Source organism: Sinorhizobium americanum, from assembly GCF_001651855.1.
GTDB classification, from domain to species: Bacteria; Pseudomonadota; Alphaproteobacteria; order Rhizobiales; family Rhizobiaceae; genus Sinorhizobium; species Sinorhizobium americanum.
Window position 1 is genome coordinate 13784 of sequence record NZ_LNQC01000032.1, and the last position, 16097, is coordinate 29880.

Consider the following 16097-nt stretch of genomic DNA (forward strand, 5'->3'; position numbering starts at 1 on the left):
GCTGGCCTGCGTCCGCCTTAATACCAATACGGTCTTCGCAACAGGATGTCGCTTTCGTAGCGGAAGGCGCGCGCTTCGGCGCGGCGGTCGAGTTCTATGCGTTGCAGGCAGGTGGCGAACGCATCCGTGCCGCGGCGAAAGCCATAGGAGGCGCAGGTCGTTTCGTCCCTTGCGCGCCGCTCCTGCGGCGTTACCGTCTGGCACCCGGCAAGCACAATTCCTGTTGCAGCGAGAGTCAGCAGTCTCATTGTTATCGTGTTCATTCCTGCCTCCTGATCGGCGCTCGCTCGCGCAACTGAGATCGGCGGCGTGTCGGCTCGTCCTCCGCACGATGAAATTGCGTTGCATGTCTCCCTAAATCGCCCTCGATTTAAGGAGACATGCAACAATTCAAAGTGCTACAGCGGCCTTCGCGCGTCTGATGGCCCGCGCGGCGCTGTAGGCAGCAAGGACGCGTGGTTGCGGGTCCGCAGGCGCGATTCAACGGCAACAAGAATATCATGCGCCGCCGCTCGGTGGCGATCAATCTTGGCTGCGTCAGATCCGCTCGAGCACGCCGACGAAGGCCTCGGCGAAGCTCGCCAGGCCGGCGGTGCGCTCGCTCGGTTGCTCGACGCGGATCGAGCTTCCATCCTCGTCGAGGCAGACGAACAGGATCGTTTCCGCCAGATCATCGGCCGTGCCCTGGCGAAGCGCGGCAATGGTCAGGCAATTGTCGACAAGGCCGGACGCCGGCAGGGCGAAAAGGAATTCGCCGCCGATGTCGGAGGCCACCGTGCGGACAAAGGACGAGAAATCGTCCTTGTTGCCGGAGAAACGGTCGAGCGAGAGTTCAAGTTCGAGCAGCGCCATCGGAAGGGCAGCGTCTCCGCCGGGCGGCGGAGGGGCGGCAACGGCGATTTCCGAACGTGTCTCCGATGCGGTCATGATCTCTCTCCGTTGTCACGGCGCCTCAAGTCCCCAGGGCGCGGGTCGGTGCCGGTAGTCCAGCAAGGCCGGTCGAATGTTCAACTGAAATAACTGGTTAACGAGAATGGCGAATTTGCGGCAGAAGTACAACCGCTGCGCTCATACCCTTTTCGGACGAATTCAATGCGTGCGAAGGCTCGTGATTCCCGTTGGAAGCGCCATGGTCTACGGCGCCACGCGTGCGCAAAGGCCGCTGTAGCACTCTGAATTGCTGCATGATTCGTCCCCAAATCGATTCCGATTCAGGGAATCATGCAGTAAGAAGGCAAAGTCTTTTGCTGCGGGGATTGATTCCGTTTCATGATGGTCCGCTATGAGCGTCCCTATTCCCATGCCGCCCACTGGGCGCGACGCTTCGCCCGCATAGGCTTCGTCGTTTTCGTGCTGTCGCTTGCCGCGCACCGCTTCGGCCCCTTGACCACGCCGCATTTTCTGGCACTCGCCGGCTTCGCCGTGGCCTTCGCGCTCATGGCCGTCCTGCTTGCGGCCGTCGGTCTCACGCGCCTGTGGCGGGTGGCGGCAATCGGCGGCACCGCCTCCGTCTCGGCGCTCTTCTATGCGGCGCTGCCGCTCGGCTTCTTCTTCTTTGGGGCGGCGCAATATCTGACGCGGCCGGCCATCTACGATGTCAGCACCGATACCGCGACGCCTCCGCCCTGGATCAAGGCGCCCGTCGCCGAGGAGAGCTGGATCAAACGCCGGCCGATCGTGACGCCCGCGGATCGTGAAGCGCAGATCGCTGCCTATCCGGGTCTCACGGGACGGCGTTACGACGGCGCTCTTGACCGCGTTTTCCAAGGCGTCCGCAAGGTCGTCGAGGCGACGCGCATCGGCACGACCGCGGAACTCGGCGTCGAGAACGCACGTGCCGATCTCGAGGATCTTGCTGTTGGCGCCGGCGAGGGGGCGGACACGAACCGGGAACCCGAGGCCATTCCTGTTCCAGCTACGCGCCCGGCACCCGATATCGATATCGGCATACCGGGACGCCAAGCCAGCGATATCGTGCTGCAGGGCGAATGGCGCACGCTGATCGTCGGCTTCCGGTTCGACGTGCTGATCCGGCTTCGCGAAGAGGCGGAAACTACGCTCGTCGACGTGCGCGTCGCCTCGCGCTACGGCCAGCATGATCTCGGCATGGGCGCCGGTTTCGCGGAAGAGTTCCTGCGCGCGCTTGACGCGGAGCTCCTGGGGATTGCGGGCGATTAACCTCCCTCAGGCGACCAGCCGGTATTCGCCAAGAAGCGACGGAGCGCCATCGGTCTCGATGCGGCCCTGTTCGATCAGGTCCTCGATATGAGCGAGCACCGAAAGCGCCGCTGCGCCGTGCAGCCGCGGATCGGTCGAGGCGTAGATCACCTTCACCATGTCGGGAATATTCCTGTCGCCGGCGCGCAGCCGCTCCAGCACGGCGCGTTCGCGCATCTTGCGATGCGCCTTGAGTGCCCGCAGGAAGGAGGCGGGCTCGCTGACCGGGCCACCATGGCCGGGCAGATAGAGCCGGTCGTCGCGCAGAAGCAGCTTGTCGAGCGAGGCCATGTAGTCGGCCATGGCACCGTCCGGCGGTGCGACGATGGTCGTCGCCCAGGCCATCACGTGATCGGCGGAAAACAGAATGCCGGTGCCGTCGAGCCCGAAGGCCATGTGATTGGCGGTGTGTCCCGGCGTGGCGATCGCCGTCAGGCTCCAGCTGTCGCCCTCAACCCGTGCGCCGTCCTTAAGCGCAATATCGGGGACAAATTCCATGTCCGAGCTTTCGGCAACGGGATTGGTCTCGCCGGCGTGCAAGGGGCGGGCGGCGCGATGCGGCCCTTCGCCGACGACGATGGCGCCCGTCGCCTCTTTTAGACGGCCGACGAGAGGCGAGTGGTCGCGATGCGTATGGCTGACGGCAATATGCGTCACCTCGCGCCCTTTGAGTGCCGCCATCAGCGCCTGAAAATGCGCCTCGTCCTCCGGCCCCGGATCGATCACCGCGACCGAGCGGCGGCCGACGATGTAGGTGTTGGTGCCATGAAAGGTAAAGGGCCCGGGATTGTTGACGGTGATGCGCTCGACGCCGTCTGCCACCGTCACCGCCTCGCCATGGGCTGGCTTGAAATCGAGGTCGAATTCCGGTCCCTGCATGGCTATTGCCTTTACTTGTACTCGATCTCGATGAAGGACATCGGTTCGCTGCCCGCATTGACGACATTGTGCGCCACGCCCGCCTCGCGTCGGTAGGCCGCGCCCTTGGCGACGTCGATCCTGCGGCTGCCGCCGTCCTCTTCCACCAGGAATGCACAGTCGGTCATCGGCACGACGACATAGCCGAGCCCGTGGACATGGTGCCCGGTATCGGCGCCGGGTTCGAAGTCCCAGCGGATGACGCGGACGACGGTGTCGTCGAGCAGGACGGTAGGGACGGCAGGCGGGCGGGCGCGAAATTGGCTCATCGAGGTCTCCATTTGCCGGCGACAATAGGCCAAAGCCGGGCGCGAGAAAACGGGGGGAAGCCGCCGGTTTCATCACGTTCGGCTAGCCTTGTACCAACGGCAAGGCGCCGGGTCCGCCCGGATTGCCAACAAAATACGCGCAAAGCGAAGTTAAGCATTGTGAGGGCGCACGAGCTTTGCTAATCAGGCGCTCGATTTGGCGAGCCGATATCTCGTCAACTTGAGTTGGGGCGTAGCCAAGCGGTAAGGCAGCGGTTTTTGGTACCGCCATTCCCTGGTTCGAATCCAGGCGCCCCAGCCAGCGTTCCGATCACCGCGGTCAAGTTGTAAGCGAAACGAGTTCGCTAAGTCTCGTCAACACACGCCTGTTTTTGACGGACCAACAGAGTACGTCAGAATAGCGATTGCTGTCCCTACGTCTTTTCCGTGCCTTCACACACTCTGCCGTTCTCGACGGAGATGAAGCGGGATTTGAGATCTTCAGGCGTCCTAGCAAATATTGTCCATGCAGGCTGCCCCTCGGCGGTCATGAAGGAAGCGACGTAGTTACCACCTGACAAGTGGATCAATAACTCCGGGAGCCGACCAGACAACGATACGTCGTGAACCTTGCAGCCGACGAGCGAATTGAAAACGTTCTCCCAGTCTTGGTCCTCACTCCAACTTCCGCAGATGATGGAGGTTTCATTTTCAATTCGCCAACTCCACTCGATCATCACTGTGTACTCGCCACGCGGATTTCCGACCGAGCCATCATGCCTCACCTGGGGATACAGCCGGCCAAGCTCCAGAAAAATCGCTGAACCATATCCTCGCCAAACTGCCGAAACTGGTTGCGATATTAGTGCGGCCCGATACTCATCAAAAACAGATTCCGGCATCCTCGTCGCCATCCCACGCTTGTGGTTGTCGTTCAAACCAGCCCGCCGACTTTCGTCAGCGGGCCACTCGATGAACGGTGTGCGCGTCCTTACTCCGTCTTGGCGCCGCCCAAAAATTCTTCGCACCAGCTCGGGCCGTTGGCACGCTTGCGGTCACCGGCGATGCGGATCGAGCGGATGACATAGTCGGAGGAGACGGTGAGCTGGACGGCGCAGCTCAAATATTCGGTGCGGGCGGCCGCGATGCGCTTGCCGCGCTTGCCGTCGGCGCTCTTTTCGTATTCGGCCGGGATCCTGCGGGTCTTGTAGCCACCCTTCCAGCTATAGACGGTGTCGCTGCCGGATTCGACGTCGGCAAGCGGCGGGCCGAACTGGGCGAAGAAGGCGCCGGCCGGCTGGCCGAGCCAGCGTTTCTCGACCTCGTTGCGCGCCACCCCGGTCGTCGTCGTGCAGCCGGCCAGCACCAGCGCAAGGCCGGCCGCCGTCATCATGCGGAAATTCATGTCTCTGTCCCTTTGGTCTGTGCTCGAATTCTTCTGCGCGGAAGGCCCGAGTCCCCCGGATTCCTTGCGTTCCGGCGAGGCTCTAGCGCCAAACGCGACGAAAGAAAATCGGTGCGCGACCCTGCGCTCGAGGAAAATCCGAAGCGTTGCAGAAACGCCCTACTGCCACGCATGGGTGAGGATTTGACGGGCATATCGTCGCCCGGAATTTTTTGGAGAAGCCCACGTTCTTTTTTGAGTTTGGCGCTTGTGAAAACGAAAATGCTGTTCTATAGAGGCGCCGCTGGTCACGGAGTGTAGCGCAGTCTGGTAGCGCACCACGTTCGGGACGTGGGGGTCGTGTGTTCGAATCACACCACTCCGACCAGCCAAATCAATCACTTAGCGCGTAGTGTTTTTTCGATCCCGGCATATCGGGGCGCGATAGCGTTTGACGCGTCCACTCTTCCGAAGGCCTATGCGCCTTGCGGCCCGCAGCATCCGGTTCGGGCGCGCTTCCGGCGAACACCTCTATTTGCACCAGACGGCCTGGAAGATCATAAGGCAAGGGCCATCAAAATTCTGCCGGCAGGAACGCCGCATGAAAAAAGGGGCCACGCAGGCCCCTTTTCACGTCTTGGGATATTCCGCTCACTCGTCGATTACGTCGATGATCTCGATCGCTCTGGCGGCGGTGACGCGGCGGATTTCGGCGTCCTCGCGGCGGCCAGCGAAGATTTCGGTGGCCATCAGCTGGTCGGCAAGGTCCGCCGGCAGCGACAGGATAACGCGGCTGTCCTCGGTGTGGATGCCGCCGATGGCCGCCCGCTTGGCGGAGATCATCCCGCCGGCAACCGTGTTGTTGGTGTCCGGATCGATCAGGATGAAGGCGCCGGTCGTGCGGTTCTGCTCATAGGCGTCGAAGATCGCCTGCTCGTCGAAGGCGAGGTGCACCTTGCCGATGGCGTTCATCGGCAGCTCGTCGGCATGGTTCCATTTGCCGGACTTCAGGTCAAGCTGGCTGATCGGCTGCACCTGCACGCGCTGACGGCGGCTGCCGGACTTCAGCCAGTAACGCTTGCCCGGCTGGATGCCTTCGGCTTGAAGCGCCACGAGCTGGGCGTCGAAGGCGAGCCCGGTCATCGGCTGGCTGTCGATCGTCGCGATCACGTCGCCGCGCGAGACGTCCACCTGGCGGTCGAGCACCAGCGTGATCGCGTCGCCGGCAACGGCGGCGTTGCGCACCAGGTCGAAGGTAACGATCTTGGTGACGTTGGCGACCATGCCGGAGGGCAGGATGACGACGGAATCGCCGGGCTTCACCGAACCGCCGGCCACCGTGCCCTGATAACCCCGGAAACTTTCGCCCGGGCGCGAGACGCGCTGCACCGGCAGGCGGAAGCCGACGGTCTGTGCCGAGCGGGTGGTTGCGAGTTCCAGCACCTCGATCAGCGTCGGCCCCTCGTACCAGGGCATCGAGGCGCGGCCGTCATAGACGACGTTCTCGCCCTTCAGCGCCGAGACCGGGATAGCGGTCACCTGGCGGACGCCGAGCGACAGCGCCAGTTCCTTGAACTCGTGCGAGATCTGCTCGAAGCGGCTGCGGTCGTAGTTGGTCAGGTCGATCTTGTTGACGGCCAGCACGAACTGCTTGATGCCCATCAGCGTCGCGATCGTCGCGTGCCGGCGGGTCTGCTCCAGAAGGCCGACGCGCGCATCGACCAGCAGCACGGCAAGATCGGCGGTCGAGGCGCCGGTCGCCATGTTGCGGGTATACTGCTCGTGGCCGGGCGTGTCGGCGACGATGAAGGAGCGCTTGTCGGTCGAGAAGTAGCGATAGGCGACATCGATGGTGATGCCCTGTTCGCGCTCAGCCTGCAGCCCATCGAGCAGCAGCGCGAAATCGGGCAGGCCGAGATCGTTTTGCTTGCCCTTGGAATCGCGCTGAAGGCTCGCGGCCTGGTCTTCCTTGACCGCCTTGGTGTCCCAGAGCAGCCGGCCGATCAGTGTCGACTTGCCGTCATCGACGCTGCCGCAGGTGATGAGGCGAAGCGGGCGGGAATCGCGCGCGACCCGCGCCGGTTCCTGCGAGGGAAGGGCGACGGCCGTTTCGTCCAGGGCTGCGTTCGCTAGTGCCGGTGCGGTCATCAGAAGTATCCTTCGCGTTTTTTCTTTTCCATCGAGCCGGCCTGGTCGCGGTCGATGGCGCGGCCCTGGCGTTCGGAGACGGTCGCGGTTTCAAGTTCGGAAATGATGTCGTCGAGCGTCGTCGCATTGGAGCGGATCGCGCCTGTCAGCGGGAAGCAGCCGAGCGTGCGGAAGCGGATGACTTCCTCGCGCTTCGTCTCGCCCGGAAGCAGTTCGAGGCGCGGGTCCTCCGCAAGGATCATCATGCCGTCGCGCTCGACGATCGGACGCTTCTTGGCGAAATAGAGCGGCACGATCGGGATCTCTTCCGCCTGGATGTAGCGCCAGATGTCGACCTCGGTCCAGTTGGAGAGCGGGAAGGCGCGCACGCTCTCGCCCTTGCGGATCATGCCGTTATAGACATTCCAGAGTTCGGGCCGCTGGTTGCGCGGGTCCCAGCGATGGTCCGGCGTGCGGAAGGAATAGATGCGCTCCTTGGCGCGGCTCGCTTCCTCGTCGCGACGCGCGCCGCCGAAGGCGGCATCGTATTGGCCGGCGTCGAGCGCCTGGCGCAGCGCTTCCGTCTTCATGATGTCGGTATAGAGCGCCGAGCCGTGCGTGAACGGCGTGACGTTCTCGGCTGCACCGCGCGGATTGGTATGGGCGACGAGATCAAGATCGTATTTTTCGACCATCTCGTCGCGGAAGGCGATCATCTCGCGGAACTTCCAGCCGGTATCGACGTGCAGGAGCGGGAAGGGGATGCGGCCGGGATAGAAGGCCTTGCGCGCCAGGTGCAGCAGCACGGAAGAATCCTTGCCGATCGAATAGAGCATCACCGGGCGCTCGAATTCGGCAGCGACCTCACGGAAGATGTGGATCGCTTCGTTTTCGAGGGCCTTCAGATGCGGATCAAGCGGCGGTTTCGTGCTCTGCGGGTTATGCAATTCCGTTTCCGGATGGGTGTGGGGCATTTCGAACTCCGGGGAGGATACTTGTCTCTTGGCGGCGGCGCTGCCCTCAGGCGGCGCTGCTGGCATTGGGGATGATGGAGGAGGCCGCTTCCGCAACGTGCAGGCCGCACTCGCGCTTCTCGTCGTTCTCCCACCACCAGCGGCCGGCCCGCTCGGGCTCGCCCGGCTTGATGGCGCGCGTGCAGGGCTCGCAGCCGATCGACGGATAGCCGCGGCCGTGCAGCGGGTTGACGGGGATGGCCTCTGCGGCGACATGCGCACGGATCGCCTCGATATCCCAATCCGCCAGCGCATTGATCTTGATGAGGCCGCGCTCGAGGTCGGCTTCGGCAAAGGGCGTGGTGGCACGGTTGCCCGACTGGCCGCGGCGCAGCCCGGTGATCCAGTAGCTTGCCCCTTCGAGCGCGCGCGCAAGCGGCTTCAGCTTGCGCACGCCGCAACAGGCATGCCTTGCTTCGACGCTCTCGTAGAAGCCATTCATGCCGTATTGTGTCACATAGGCTTCGATATCGGCCTTTTCGGGATGGTAGCGCTTGATCAGAATGTCGTAGGTTTCCTCGGTCTCTTCGATCAGGGCGACGGTTTCGTTGAAAAGCCGGCCGGTCTTCAGCGTGGCGACCTCGATGTCGAGCCGGTTGGTGCCGATCGCGGCGGTGATGACCTGATCCTCGATGCCGAGCGACGTGGTGAAGACCGCCCGGCCTTCAAGGCCGGCGACGAGCGCCAGGCGCCCGGCAAGATCGAGGCTTTCGAGCTTGTCGTTCAGGGCCTTGGCTTCGGCTTCGAGGGATTGCGTCGTCATGGCTGCATCCTGTTGCAATTTGGACGGAATATCGCAGCCGTTTGTGACAAAGGACAGAAAAACGGATTTCTATTGCTTAAGGATCAGAGCAAATATCTCTCTGATCCAGAAAGTTCTAAGAAAACCTAGTAATTTAGTAGATTATCTTTGGCTGGAGGGAAGGGGCGAAGATGAATTCCTCCGCCAGCGCCGAGGGAGCGGCTGTTCAAGAATTGTTGAAGGCCCTATCCTTTCGCGTTGTCTGCGCCAGCTTGTGCATTGATCAATGCGGAGAATGAAGGGAGATGGAGATGATCCAGTCCTTATCCAGTCGCGTCGTCCTTGGAAGCGTCCTCGGTTTGCTTCTGGTTACGGGCGCCTTTGCTCATCACGGCTGGTCCTGGGCGGAGGCCGACCAGATCGAGCTCACCGGGACGATCCGCGAGATTTCGATGGCGCCGCCGCATCCGACGCTGAACGTCGAAACGAAGAATGACGGCATCTGGCTGGTCGAACTCGGCAATCCCCGGCTGACCGAGCGCTCCGGCTTCGTCGAGGGCGTTGCGAAAGTCGGCGACCCCATCGTCGCACTCGGCAATCGATCGCTCGATCGCAGCGAGAAGAGGATGAAGGCGGTTCGGATCACCGTAGCCGGAAAGGTCTATGACATCTATCCAGAGCGCATACAGACGAATTGATTGATGGATGAGGTGTTGGCCTGGATCGGAACCCTGCCCTTCGCCCTGGCGATACGGCGCTCCGCGACCCTATATATCTTCGTCAACGCCGCCCATATCCTGTCGTTCGGGATCATCATCGGCGCGATCCTGCCGCTGGACCTGCGGCTTCTCGGCCTCGCCCGGGCGGTCCCGGTCGCGGTGGTCGGGCCGTACCTCTCGCACGCGGCTGCCGTCGGCGTTGCGCTGACGATCGCCACCGGCTTCTGTCTCTTCAGCGTCAACCCGCTCGAATACGCAAGTAATCCCGCGTTTCTCACCAAGATGACGCTGCTCGCCGTCGGCGTCGTCAACGCGGGCCTGTTGCATCTCACGCCGCAATGGCGCGCCGCCATCAAGGGCGGCCCGCTTACCTTGAGGGTCCGCCTTTCGGCAGTGCTTTCGCTGATGATCTGGACCGGCGCCGTCGTCGCCGGCCGGTGGATCGGATTTCTCCTGGAGTAGGGTTACCGATCGCTGATCGCCCAACGCGGGTTGAGCCAAGGCTCCTGGTTGGAGCGGGCGAGCGGCTGCTTGCCGAGGATATGGTCGGCGGCCTTCTCTCCGGTCATGATCGAGGGACCGTTGAGGTTGCCATAGGTGACATGCGGGAAGATCGAGGAGTCGGCAACCCGCAGGCCGTCGACGCCGATCACCCGCGTCTCCGGGTCGACCACGGCCATAGGATCGTCCTTCGAACCCATCTTGCAGGTGCCGCAGGGGTGGTAGGCGCTCTCCAGGTGCTCGCGCAGGAAGGCGTCGATCGCCTCGTCCGTCTGGACCTTTTCGCCCGGCTGGATCTCCGGTCCGCGATATTGGTCAAAGGCCTTCTGGCCGAAGATCTCGCGCGTCAGGCGCACGCAGTGGCGGAACTTCTCCCAGTCCTCCGGATGGCTCATATAGTTGAAGCGGATCACCGGATCGGCTTTCGGGTCGGAGGCGCGGAGCGTGACGCTGCCGCGCGACTTCGACAGGTTGTAGCCGACATGCACCTGGAAGCCGTGCGTGTTCGCCGCCGCCTTGCCGTCATAGCTGATCGCCACCGGCAGGAAGTGGTACTGGATGTCGGGCTGCTTGACGCCGGCCGCCGAGCGCAGGAAGGCGCAGGCCTCGAACTGGTTGGAAATGCCGAGACCGGACTTGAAGAACAGCCATTGGGCGCCGGCGACTCCCTGCCAGAACCATGGCAGCCAGGAATAGAGCGAGACCGGCTTGGTGCTGATCTGCTGGAAATAGAACTCCATGTGGTCCTGCAGGTTCTGGCCGACGCCCGGACGGTCGACCTTGACGTCAACGCCCATGTCCTTCAGATGCGCCGCCGGGCCGATGCCGGAGAGCATCAAGAGCTTCGGCGAGTTGAACGAGGAGGCCGAGACGATCACTTCGCGGTTGGCCTTGACCACCTCGATGCGGCCGCCGCGCTCGATTTCGACGCCGGTGGCGCGGCCATTCTCGATGACGATCTTGCGGGCGAAGCAGCGGATCAGCTCGACATTCGGGCGCTTCAGCGCCGGCTTCAGATAGGCGGAAGCGGCCGACCAGCGCCGGCCGCGCCAGGTCGTCTGCTCCATCAGCCCGAAGCCTTCCTGTTTGGAGCCGTTATAATCGTCGGTCATCTCGAAACCGGCCTGCTTGCCGGCTTCGACGAAAGCGTGAAAGAGCGGGTTCCTGACCGGGCCGCGCTGGACATGCAGCGGCCCATCGGTGCCGCGCCAGCCGTCTTCGCCGCCGTGCGAATGTTCCATCCGCTTGAAATAGGGAAGCACGTCGGCATAGGCCCAGCCCTGCGCGCCGAGTTCCTCCCAGCGATTGAAGTCCTCGGCGTGGCCGCGCACATAGACCATGCCGTTGATCGAGGAGGAGCCGCCGATCACCTTGCCGCGCGGCGCGGTGATGCGCCGGTTGTTGAGGTGCGGCTCCGGCTCGGAGAGATAGCCCCAGTTGTAGCGGTTCATGCTCATCGGCCAGGCAAGTGCGGCCGGCATCTGGATGAACGGACCGAAGTCCGAGCCGCCGAACTCCAGAACTATGACGGAATTCTTGCCGTCCTCCGACAGGCGATAGGCGAGCGCCGAGCCTGCCGAACCGGAACCGATGATGACGAAATCTGCCTGCATAAGCGTGGTCTTTCTTGTGTGTCGAACAGCCCCTCATCCGGCTGCCGCCACCTTCTCCCCGCAAGCGGGGAGAAGGGACTTGCTGCGACTTTCCGCTGCCTCTCCCCGCACGGAGGTAAGGGACATGCCGGCCCTCTTGTCCCCTCTCCCCGCGAGCGGGGAGAGGGTTAGGGTGAGGGGCAAAATTGCAAATCTCAGTACGGCGCCTCTACCTTCCCCATGCCGACATAAACGGTCTTGAGCTCGGTATAGTGGTTGAGCGCCGCGACCGAATTTTCGCGCCCGAAGCCGGATTGCTTCGATCCGCCGAATGGTATTTCGACCGGTGCGAGATTGTAGGCGTTAATCCACAGCGTACCGGCCTCGAGCCGGTCTATCACCCGGTGGGCGCGGGTGAGGTCGGCGGTGAAGACGCCAGCCGACAGGCCGAATTCGGTGGCGTTCGCCCGCGCGACGACCTCCGCCTCGTCGTCGAAGTCGAGCACGCACATCACCGGCCCGAAGATTTCCTCGCGGGCGATCGTCATCTCATCGGTGACATCGGCAAAGACGGTCGGCTGGATATAGGTGCCTTCGCTGTTGACCGCATTCGGAATGCCGCCGCCGGTCAGAAGCGTCGCGCCTTCGGCCTTGCCCGTCTCGATATAGGAGAGCACCTTGTCGCGCTGCGCCCTCGAGACCATCGGCCCGAGTTGCGTCGCCTCGTTCATCGGATCGCCGATGACGACCGCTTCGGTGCGCTCCTTCAGCCGCGCCAAGAAGGCTTCCTTGATCTTCCGCTGCACGAAGACGCGGGTGCCGTTCGAGCAGACCTGGCCGGTCGAATAGAAATTGCCGAGCATGGCGCCGCCGATGGCGCTTTCGAGGTCGGCGTCGTCGAAGACGATCAGCGGCGACTTGCCGCCGAGCTCCATGGTGACGTGTTTCAGTTCGGCTGCGGCGGCCGCCGCCACCTTTTTGCCAGTTGGTACCGAGCCGGTCAGCGACACCTTGGCGACGTCGGGATGGTTGACGAGCAGCGGGCCGGTCGCGCGGTCGCCCTGGATGACATTGTAGAGCCCTTTCGGCAGGCCCGCCTCGACGAGGATCTCGGCGATCTTCAGCGCCCCGAGCGGCGTGTTCTCCGACGGCTTGAAGACCATGGCATTGCCGGCGGCGAGCGCCGGCGCGCCCTTCCAGCAGGCGATCTGCTGTGGGTAATTCCAGGCACCGATGCCGACGCAGACGCCGAGCGGCACCCGCTTGGTATAGGCGAAGTCCTGCCCAAGCGGGATATAGTCGCCGTTGAGCGCCGCCGCCGCGACCCCGCCGAAGAACTCGAAGCTGTCGGCGCCCGAGGTCGGGTCGGCAACGATCGTTTCCTGGATCGGCTTGCCGGTATCGAGCGTCTCGAGTTCGGAGAGTTCGCGATTACGTTCGCGCATGATCTCGGCGGCACGCTTCAGGATGCGGCCGCGCGCCGTCGGGCTCATCGCCGCCCATTCCGGCTGCGCCCGCTTGGCCGCTGCGATCGCCTTCTCGACGATCGCCGGCGTTGCTGCGTGCAGCCGGGCGATCACCTCGCCGGTGGCCGGATAGATGCTCTCGATTTGCGTGCCGGCGGTGTCCTCGACATATTCGCCGTCGATGAAGTGCGAGGCTTTCGGTTGGGCTTTCATCTTATTCTCCTCGCGGATAGCGTTTGGATTCCTCGAGATTGTCGAGGTTCATGTGGTTGCGCATGTAGCGCTCGGATGCCTTCTGCAGCGGCTGGTGATCCCAAGGGTAATAGGCGCCGTTGCGGAGCGCCTCGTAGACCACCCAGCGCCGCGCCTGGCTTTCGCGGACGGCGGCGTCGAAGGCCTCCATGTCCCAGTGGGCGGCGCGCATATCGCGAAACGCGGCGAGCGTCGCCTGATCGACCGGTCCGCGCGGCTTCTCCGCAAGATTGGTGAGTTCCAGCGGATCGGCCTCCAGGTCATAGAGCTGGTCCGGATCGAGTGCGCAGTGGACGTATTTCCACTTGCCTTCGCGGATCGCGACGAGCGGCGCATAGGAAGCCTCGGCCGCATATTCCATCAGCACCGGCTCGGTGCGCTCCGCGCCGTTGATCGTGTGCACCAGGCTGACGCCATCCGTCCAGGGTTGGACCTCATCCATCGAGATGCCGGCAAGGTCAGCAAGCGTCGGCGTCACGTCGAGATTGGATGTCGGCGTCAGATGCAGACCCGGCGTGACGTCCGGCCCGGCAACCATCAGCGGCACGCGTGCCGAGCCTTCGAAGAAATTCATCTTGAACCACAGGCCGCGCTCGCCGAGCATGTCGCCATGGTCGGAACAGAAAAGGATGAGCGTATTGTCGAGCATCCTGGTCCGCGTCAGCGTATCGACGAGCTCGCCGACCTTCTCGTCGAGATAGGAAATATTGGCGAAGTAGGCGCGGCGCGACAGGCGGATGTTTTCCTCGGTCAGCTCGAAATTCTTGTAGTCGCAGGAATGCATAATCCGCTGCGAATGCGGATCCTGCTTTTCGAAGGGGATGGCGCCCACTTCCGGCTCGAGGTGCTTGCATTCCTCGTAGAGATCCCAGAATTTTCGGCGTGCGACATAGGGGTCGTGCGGGTGCGTAAAGGAGACGGTGAGGCACCAGGGCCGGCGGTCCTCATCGTCATTCTCCCGCGAAAGCTGGTAGAGCTTCTGGTTCGCCAGGAACGCCACCTCGTCGTCATATTCCATCTGATTGGTGATCTCAGCGACGCCGGCACCGGTGACCGAACCGAGATTGTGATACCACCAGTCGATGCGCTCGCCGGGCTTGCGATAGTCCGGCGTCCAGCCGAAGTCGGCCGGATAGATATCGGTCGTCAGGCGTTCCTCGAAGCCGTGCAACTGGTCCGGGCCGACGAAGTGCATCTTGCCGGAAAGCGCGGTGTAATAGCCGGCCCGCCGCAGGTGGTGCGCATAGGTCGGGATCGACGACTGGTATTCCGCCGCGTTATCGTAGACGCGCGTGCGGCTCGGCAACTGCCCGGCCATGAAGGACGCGCGCGCCGGGGCACAGAGCGGCGAGGACGTGTAGTTGTTTCGGAAGCGGGCGGAGCGGGCGGCGAGCGCCTTCAGATTGGGCGCATGCAGGAAGTCGGCGGGACCGTCGGGGAAGAACGTCCCATTCAACTGGTCCACCATGATGATCAGAATATTCGGCTTCCTGGCGGTCACGTTGTCGGTTCCTCGATGGTTCGAATTGCGTCGGATGAGGGGGCAGCCATCTCCATCAGCGGGGCGCCGGCAGGCTTCAACTCACCGTTTACTCGCCCGCAAGTGTGCATTCACATAATCTTCCGTCAGCGCGATCGAAGCCTCGATGCTGATCGGCGCCGATTTCAAACTTTGCCGGATGTAAAGTCCGTCGATCATCGCAGCCGCGCCCTCGGCGATACGCTCCGCGTCATCGGCGGGGCAGAGCGGCTTGAGGCTGGCGAGCAGATTGGAGCGCAACCGCCGCGCATAGATGACGAGAAGGCGTCGCACGTCCTCGGAGCGCTGCGCCTCGGAATAGAAGGCGAGCCAGGCGGCGACCGTCTCGGGGGCGAACTGATCGGCCCGGAAGCTGACACGGATCAGCGAGCTTACCTTCTCGCGCGGCGTCGCCGCTCTCTTCAATGCCGCCGCGGCGTCCCGGCGTAGTTCTGTTAGAAGACTGCGGATCGTCGCGATCAGCAACTGATCCTTGCTGCCGAAATAGTGATGCGCCAGCGCCGGCGAGACGCCGGCCGTGCGGGCGATGTCGGACATCGTGACGGCAAGCGTCCCCTGATCGCCGATCACGCGCAGCGCCGCGTCCACCAGCGCCTTGCGGCGCATCGGTTCCATCCCGACTTTTGGCATCTCCAAAGCTCCTTCGCGAGGCAGTCTATTTTTGATTGACGCATCAATCAATAAAAAACCGCATGCTTTTTCCCTTTCTTTTTGCTTGGAAATCCGGCTCAATCAGCAGGTAGCGCTCGTGCCGATCGCCAGGACTGGAGGTTGAAATGACCAACACGTTCGATCCCAGCGGAAGACAGACCGTGGCGGGAAAGTGGGCATGGTTCGTCGCGCTCGGCGTGCTGCTGATCATGGCCGGGGGCATTGCCTTCGGCAATCTGCTGATGGCGACGGTCGCCTCCGTCTATTACGTCGGTCTCATCATGCTGATCGGCGGTCTGCTCAATCTCGCTCAGGCCTATCAGGTCAAGGATTGGGGAGGCTTTCTCTTCTGGGTGCTGAGTGGCGGCCTCTATGCGGCGGCGGGTCTTTTTGCCTTCATCAATCCGCTGCTCGCTTCGTCGATCCTGACCATCCTTATGGCGATCGCCTTGATCGTCGCCGGCGCCTTCCGGATCTGGGTTGGCTTCCGGCTCAGCCCGCTTGGCGGCTGGGGCTGGATCGTCATCGGCGGCCTTGTGACGCTCATTGCCGGTCTCGTCATCGCCGCCGGCTGGCCGGTCGACAGCCTCTGGATCCTCGGCCTGTTTCTTGCGGTAGACCTCGTCATGCAGGGCCTGGCGCTGATCGCCTTCGGTGTTCTCGTGAAGAGCTAGTCCGGCTGCCTGGGCAGAAGGAAGGACTTGTCCGGAAGCGACCGTCACAAAAC

17 protein-coding genes and 2 tRNA genes are annotated in these 16097 nt (G+C 63.0%); 6 read left to right on the top strand and 13 right to left on the bottom strand.

Annotation, left to right across the window (positions count from 1 at the left end; all coding sequences use genetic code 11):
• Positions 1 to 17 precede the first annotated feature (17 nt).
• Both ATC00_RS01375 and ATC00_RS01380 read right to left on the bottom strand, forming a co-directional pair.
• Complete coding sequence (locus ATC00_RS01375) at positions 18 to 263, bottom strand: hypothetical protein (RefSeq protein ID WP_064251734.1); 246 nt, start codon at positions 261 to 263, stop codon at positions 18 to 20.
• Positions 264 to 537: 274 nt separating this feature from the next.
• A complete protein-coding gene (locus ATC00_RS01380) occupies positions 538 to 927 on the bottom strand; it encodes a hypothetical protein (RefSeq protein WP_064251735.1) in 390 nt (129 codons plus the stop codon).
• A 342-nt stretch (positions 928 to 1269) separates the two neighbouring features.
• Between ATC00_RS01380 and ATC00_RS01385 the strand changes: the two genes are divergently transcribed.
• The gene (locus ATC00_RS01385) at positions 1270 to 2178 is read left to right on the top strand and encodes a DUF1499 domain-containing protein (RefSeq protein WP_064251736.1); all 909 of its coding nucleotides are present in this window, start codon (positions 1270 to 1272) and stop codon (positions 2176 to 2178) included.
• A gap of 6 nt (positions 2179 to 2184) precedes the next feature.
• Here the strand turns inward: ATC00_RS01385 and ATC00_RS01390 are convergent, their stop codons facing one another.
• On the bottom strand, positions 2185 to 3096 hold the full coding sequence (locus tag ATC00_RS01390) for an MBL fold metallo-hydrolase (protein WP_064251737.1): 912 nt from the start codon (positions 3094 to 3096) through the stop codon (positions 2185 to 2187).
• Positions 3097 to 3107: 11 nt separating this feature from the next.
• The gene (locus tag ATC00_RS01395) at positions 3108 to 3404 is read right to left on the bottom strand and encodes a cupin domain-containing protein (RefSeq protein WP_037379399.1); all 297 of its coding nucleotides are present in this window, start codon (positions 3402 to 3404) and stop codon (positions 3108 to 3110) included.
• A gap of 226 nt (positions 3405 to 3630) precedes the next feature.
• On the opposite strand from ATC00_RS01395, the gene ATC00_RS01400 reads away from it, so the two are divergent.
• A tRNA-Gln gene (locus ATC00_RS01400) sits at positions 3631 to 3705 on the top strand.
• A gap of 112 nt (positions 3706 to 3817) precedes the next feature.
• Here the strand turns inward: ATC00_RS01400 and ATC00_RS33315 are convergent.
• Both ATC00_RS33315 and ATC00_RS01410 read right to left on the bottom strand, forming a co-directional pair.
• Positions 3818 to 4321: a hypothetical protein gene (locus tag ATC00_RS33315; RefSeq protein ID WP_234782233.1), complete on the bottom strand. Its 504-nt coding sequence runs from the start codon at positions 4319 to 4321 to the stop codon at positions 3818 to 3820.
• Positions 4322 to 4374: 53 nt separating this feature from the next.
• Positions 4375 to 4788 carry a hypothetical protein gene (locus ATC00_RS01410; RefSeq protein ID WP_037379401.1) on the bottom strand — a complete coding sequence of 138 codons (414 nt, stop codon included), beginning with the start codon at positions 4786 to 4788 and terminating at the stop codon, positions 4375 to 4377.
• A gap of 290 nt (positions 4789 to 5078) precedes the next feature.
• Between ATC00_RS01410 and ATC00_RS01415 the strand changes: the two genes are divergently transcribed.
• Positions 5079 to 5155, top strand: a tRNA-Pro gene (locus tag ATC00_RS01415).
• Positions 5156 to 5418: 263 nt separating this feature from the next.
• On the opposite strand, the gene cysN is transcribed toward ATC00_RS01415, so the two are convergent.
• From cysN to ATC00_RS01430, 3 genes are read right to left on the bottom strand one after another with little or no spacing between them, the layout of a single operon-like run.
• Positions 5419 to 6915, bottom strand: a complete 1497-nt coding sequence (cysN, locus tag ATC00_RS01420) for a sulfate adenylyltransferase subunit CysN (RefSeq protein WP_037379405.1) — start codon at positions 6913 to 6915, stop codon at positions 5419 to 5421.
• On the bottom strand, positions 6915 to 7868 hold the full coding sequence (cysD, locus tag ATC00_RS01425) for a sulfate adenylyltransferase subunit CysD (protein ID WP_037379407.1): 954 nt from the start codon (positions 7866 to 7868) through the stop codon (positions 6915 to 6917). The genes cysN and cysD overlap by 1 nt, the downstream gene beginning before the upstream one ends.
• Positions 7869 to 7914: 46 nt before the next feature.
• Entirely contained in the window at positions 7915 to 8727 is an 813-nt protein-coding gene (locus tag ATC00_RS01430) for a phosphoadenylyl-sulfate reductase (protein WP_412458374.1), read from the bottom strand.
• 233 nt (positions 8728 to 8960) lie between these two features.
• On the opposite strand from ATC00_RS01430, the gene ATC00_RS01435 reads away from it, so the two are divergent.
• Together ATC00_RS01435 and ATC00_RS01440 are read left to right on the top strand one after the other, a co-directional pair.
• Positions 8961 to 9347: a DUF6152 family protein gene (locus tag ATC00_RS01435; protein ID WP_037379977.1), complete on the top strand. Its 387-nt coding sequence runs from the start codon at positions 8961 to 8963 to the stop codon at positions 9345 to 9347.
• A 3-nt stretch (positions 9348 to 9350) separates the two neighbouring features.
• Positions 9351 to 9830 (top strand): DUF6644 family protein, encoded by a 480-nt coding sequence (locus ATC00_RS01440; protein WP_064251739.1) that lies wholly within the window; start codon positions 9351 to 9353, stop codon positions 9828 to 9830.
• Between the two features lie 2 nt (positions 9831 to 9832).
• Here the strand turns inward: ATC00_RS01440 and betA are convergent, their stop codons facing one another.
• From betA to betI, 4 genes are all read right to left on the bottom strand, one after another.
• Positions 9833 to 11482, bottom strand: coding sequence for a choline dehydrogenase (betA, locus tag ATC00_RS01445; RefSeq protein WP_064251740.1), 1650 nt, complete (start codon positions 11480 to 11482; stop codon positions 9833 to 9835).
• Positions 11483 to 11676: 194 nt separating this feature from the next.
• Positions 11677 to 13140, bottom strand: a complete 1464-nt coding sequence (betB, locus tag ATC00_RS01450; protein ID WP_037379413.1) for a betaine-aldehyde dehydrogenase — start codon at positions 13138 to 13140, stop codon at positions 11677 to 11679.
• Position 13141: 1 nt separating this feature from the next.
• On the bottom strand, positions 13142 to 14680 hold the full coding sequence (betC, locus tag ATC00_RS01455) for a choline-sulfatase (protein ID WP_037379415.1): 1539 nt from the start codon (positions 14678 to 14680) through the stop codon (positions 13142 to 13144).
• Between the two features lie 81 nt (positions 14681 to 14761).
• Positions 14762 to 15349, bottom strand: coding sequence for a transcriptional regulator BetI (gene betI, locus ATC00_RS01460; RefSeq protein ID WP_064251741.1), 588 nt, complete (start codon positions 15347 to 15349; stop codon positions 14762 to 14764).
• A 146-nt stretch (positions 15350 to 15495) separates the two neighbouring features.
• On the opposite strand from betI, the gene ATC00_RS01465 reads away from it, so the two are divergent.
• A complete protein-coding gene (locus tag ATC00_RS01465) occupies positions 15496 to 16044 on the top strand; it encodes an HdeD family acid-resistance protein (protein ID WP_064251742.1) in 549 nt (182 codons plus the stop codon).
• The last annotated feature ends 53 nt before the right edge of the window (positions 16045 to 16097 follow it).

What these genes read in the sequence shown, in the direction of transcription:
- ATC00_RS01375 (WP_064251734.1), bottom strand. Translation starts at nt 263, where the DNA reads ATGAACACGATAACAATGAGACTGCTGACTCTCGCTGCAACAGGAATT.
- ATC00_RS01380 (WP_064251735.1), bottom strand. Translation starts at nt 927, where the DNA reads ATGACCGCATCGGAGACACGTTCGGAAATCGCCGTTGCCGCCCCTCCG.
- ATC00_RS01385 (WP_064251736.1), top strand. Translation starts at nt 1,270, where the DNA reads ATGATGGTCCGCTATGAGCGTCCCTATTCCCATGCCGCCCACTGGGCG.
- ATC00_RS01390 (WP_064251737.1), bottom strand. Translation starts at nt 3,096, where the DNA reads ATGCAGGGACCGGAATTCGACCTCGATTTCAAGCCAGCCCATGGCGAG.
- ATC00_RS01395 (WP_037379399.1), bottom strand. Translation starts at nt 3,404, where the DNA reads ATGAGCCAATTTCGCGCCCGCCCGCCTGCCGTCCCTACCGTCCTGCTC.
- ATC00_RS01410 (WP_037379401.1), bottom strand. Translation starts at nt 4,788, where the DNA reads ATGAATTTCCGCATGATGACGGCGGCCGGCCTTGCGCTGGTGCTGGCC.
- cysN (WP_037379405.1), bottom strand. Translation starts at nt 6,915, where the DNA reads ATGACCGCACCGGCACTAGCGAACGCAGCCCTGGACGAAACGGCCGTC.
- cysD (WP_037379407.1), bottom strand. Translation starts at nt 7,868, where the DNA reads ATGCCCCACACCCATCCGGAAACGGAATTGCATAACCCGCAGAGCACG.
- ATC00_RS01435 (WP_037379977.1), top strand. Translation starts at nt 8,961, where the DNA reads ATGATCCAGTCCTTATCCAGTCGCGTCGTCCTTGGAAGCGTCCTCGGT.
- ATC00_RS01440 (WP_064251739.1), top strand. Translation starts at nt 9,351, where the DNA reads ATGGATGAGGTGTTGGCCTGGATCGGAACCCTGCCCTTCGCCCTGGCG.
- betA (WP_064251740.1), bottom strand. Translation starts at nt 11,482, where the DNA reads ATGCAGGCAGATTTCGTCATCATCGGTTCCGGTTCGGCAGGCTCGGCG.
- betB (WP_037379413.1), bottom strand. Translation starts at nt 13,140, where the DNA reads ATGAAAGCCCAACCGAAAGCCTCGCACTTCATCGACGGCGAATATGTC.
- betI (WP_064251741.1), bottom strand. Translation starts at nt 15,349, where the DNA reads ATGCCAAAAGTCGGGATGGAACCGATGCGCCGCAAGGCGCTGGTGGAC.
- ATC00_RS01465 (WP_064251742.1), top strand. Translation starts at nt 15,496, where the DNA reads ATGACCAACACGTTCGATCCCAGCGGAAGACAGACCGTGGCGGGAAAG.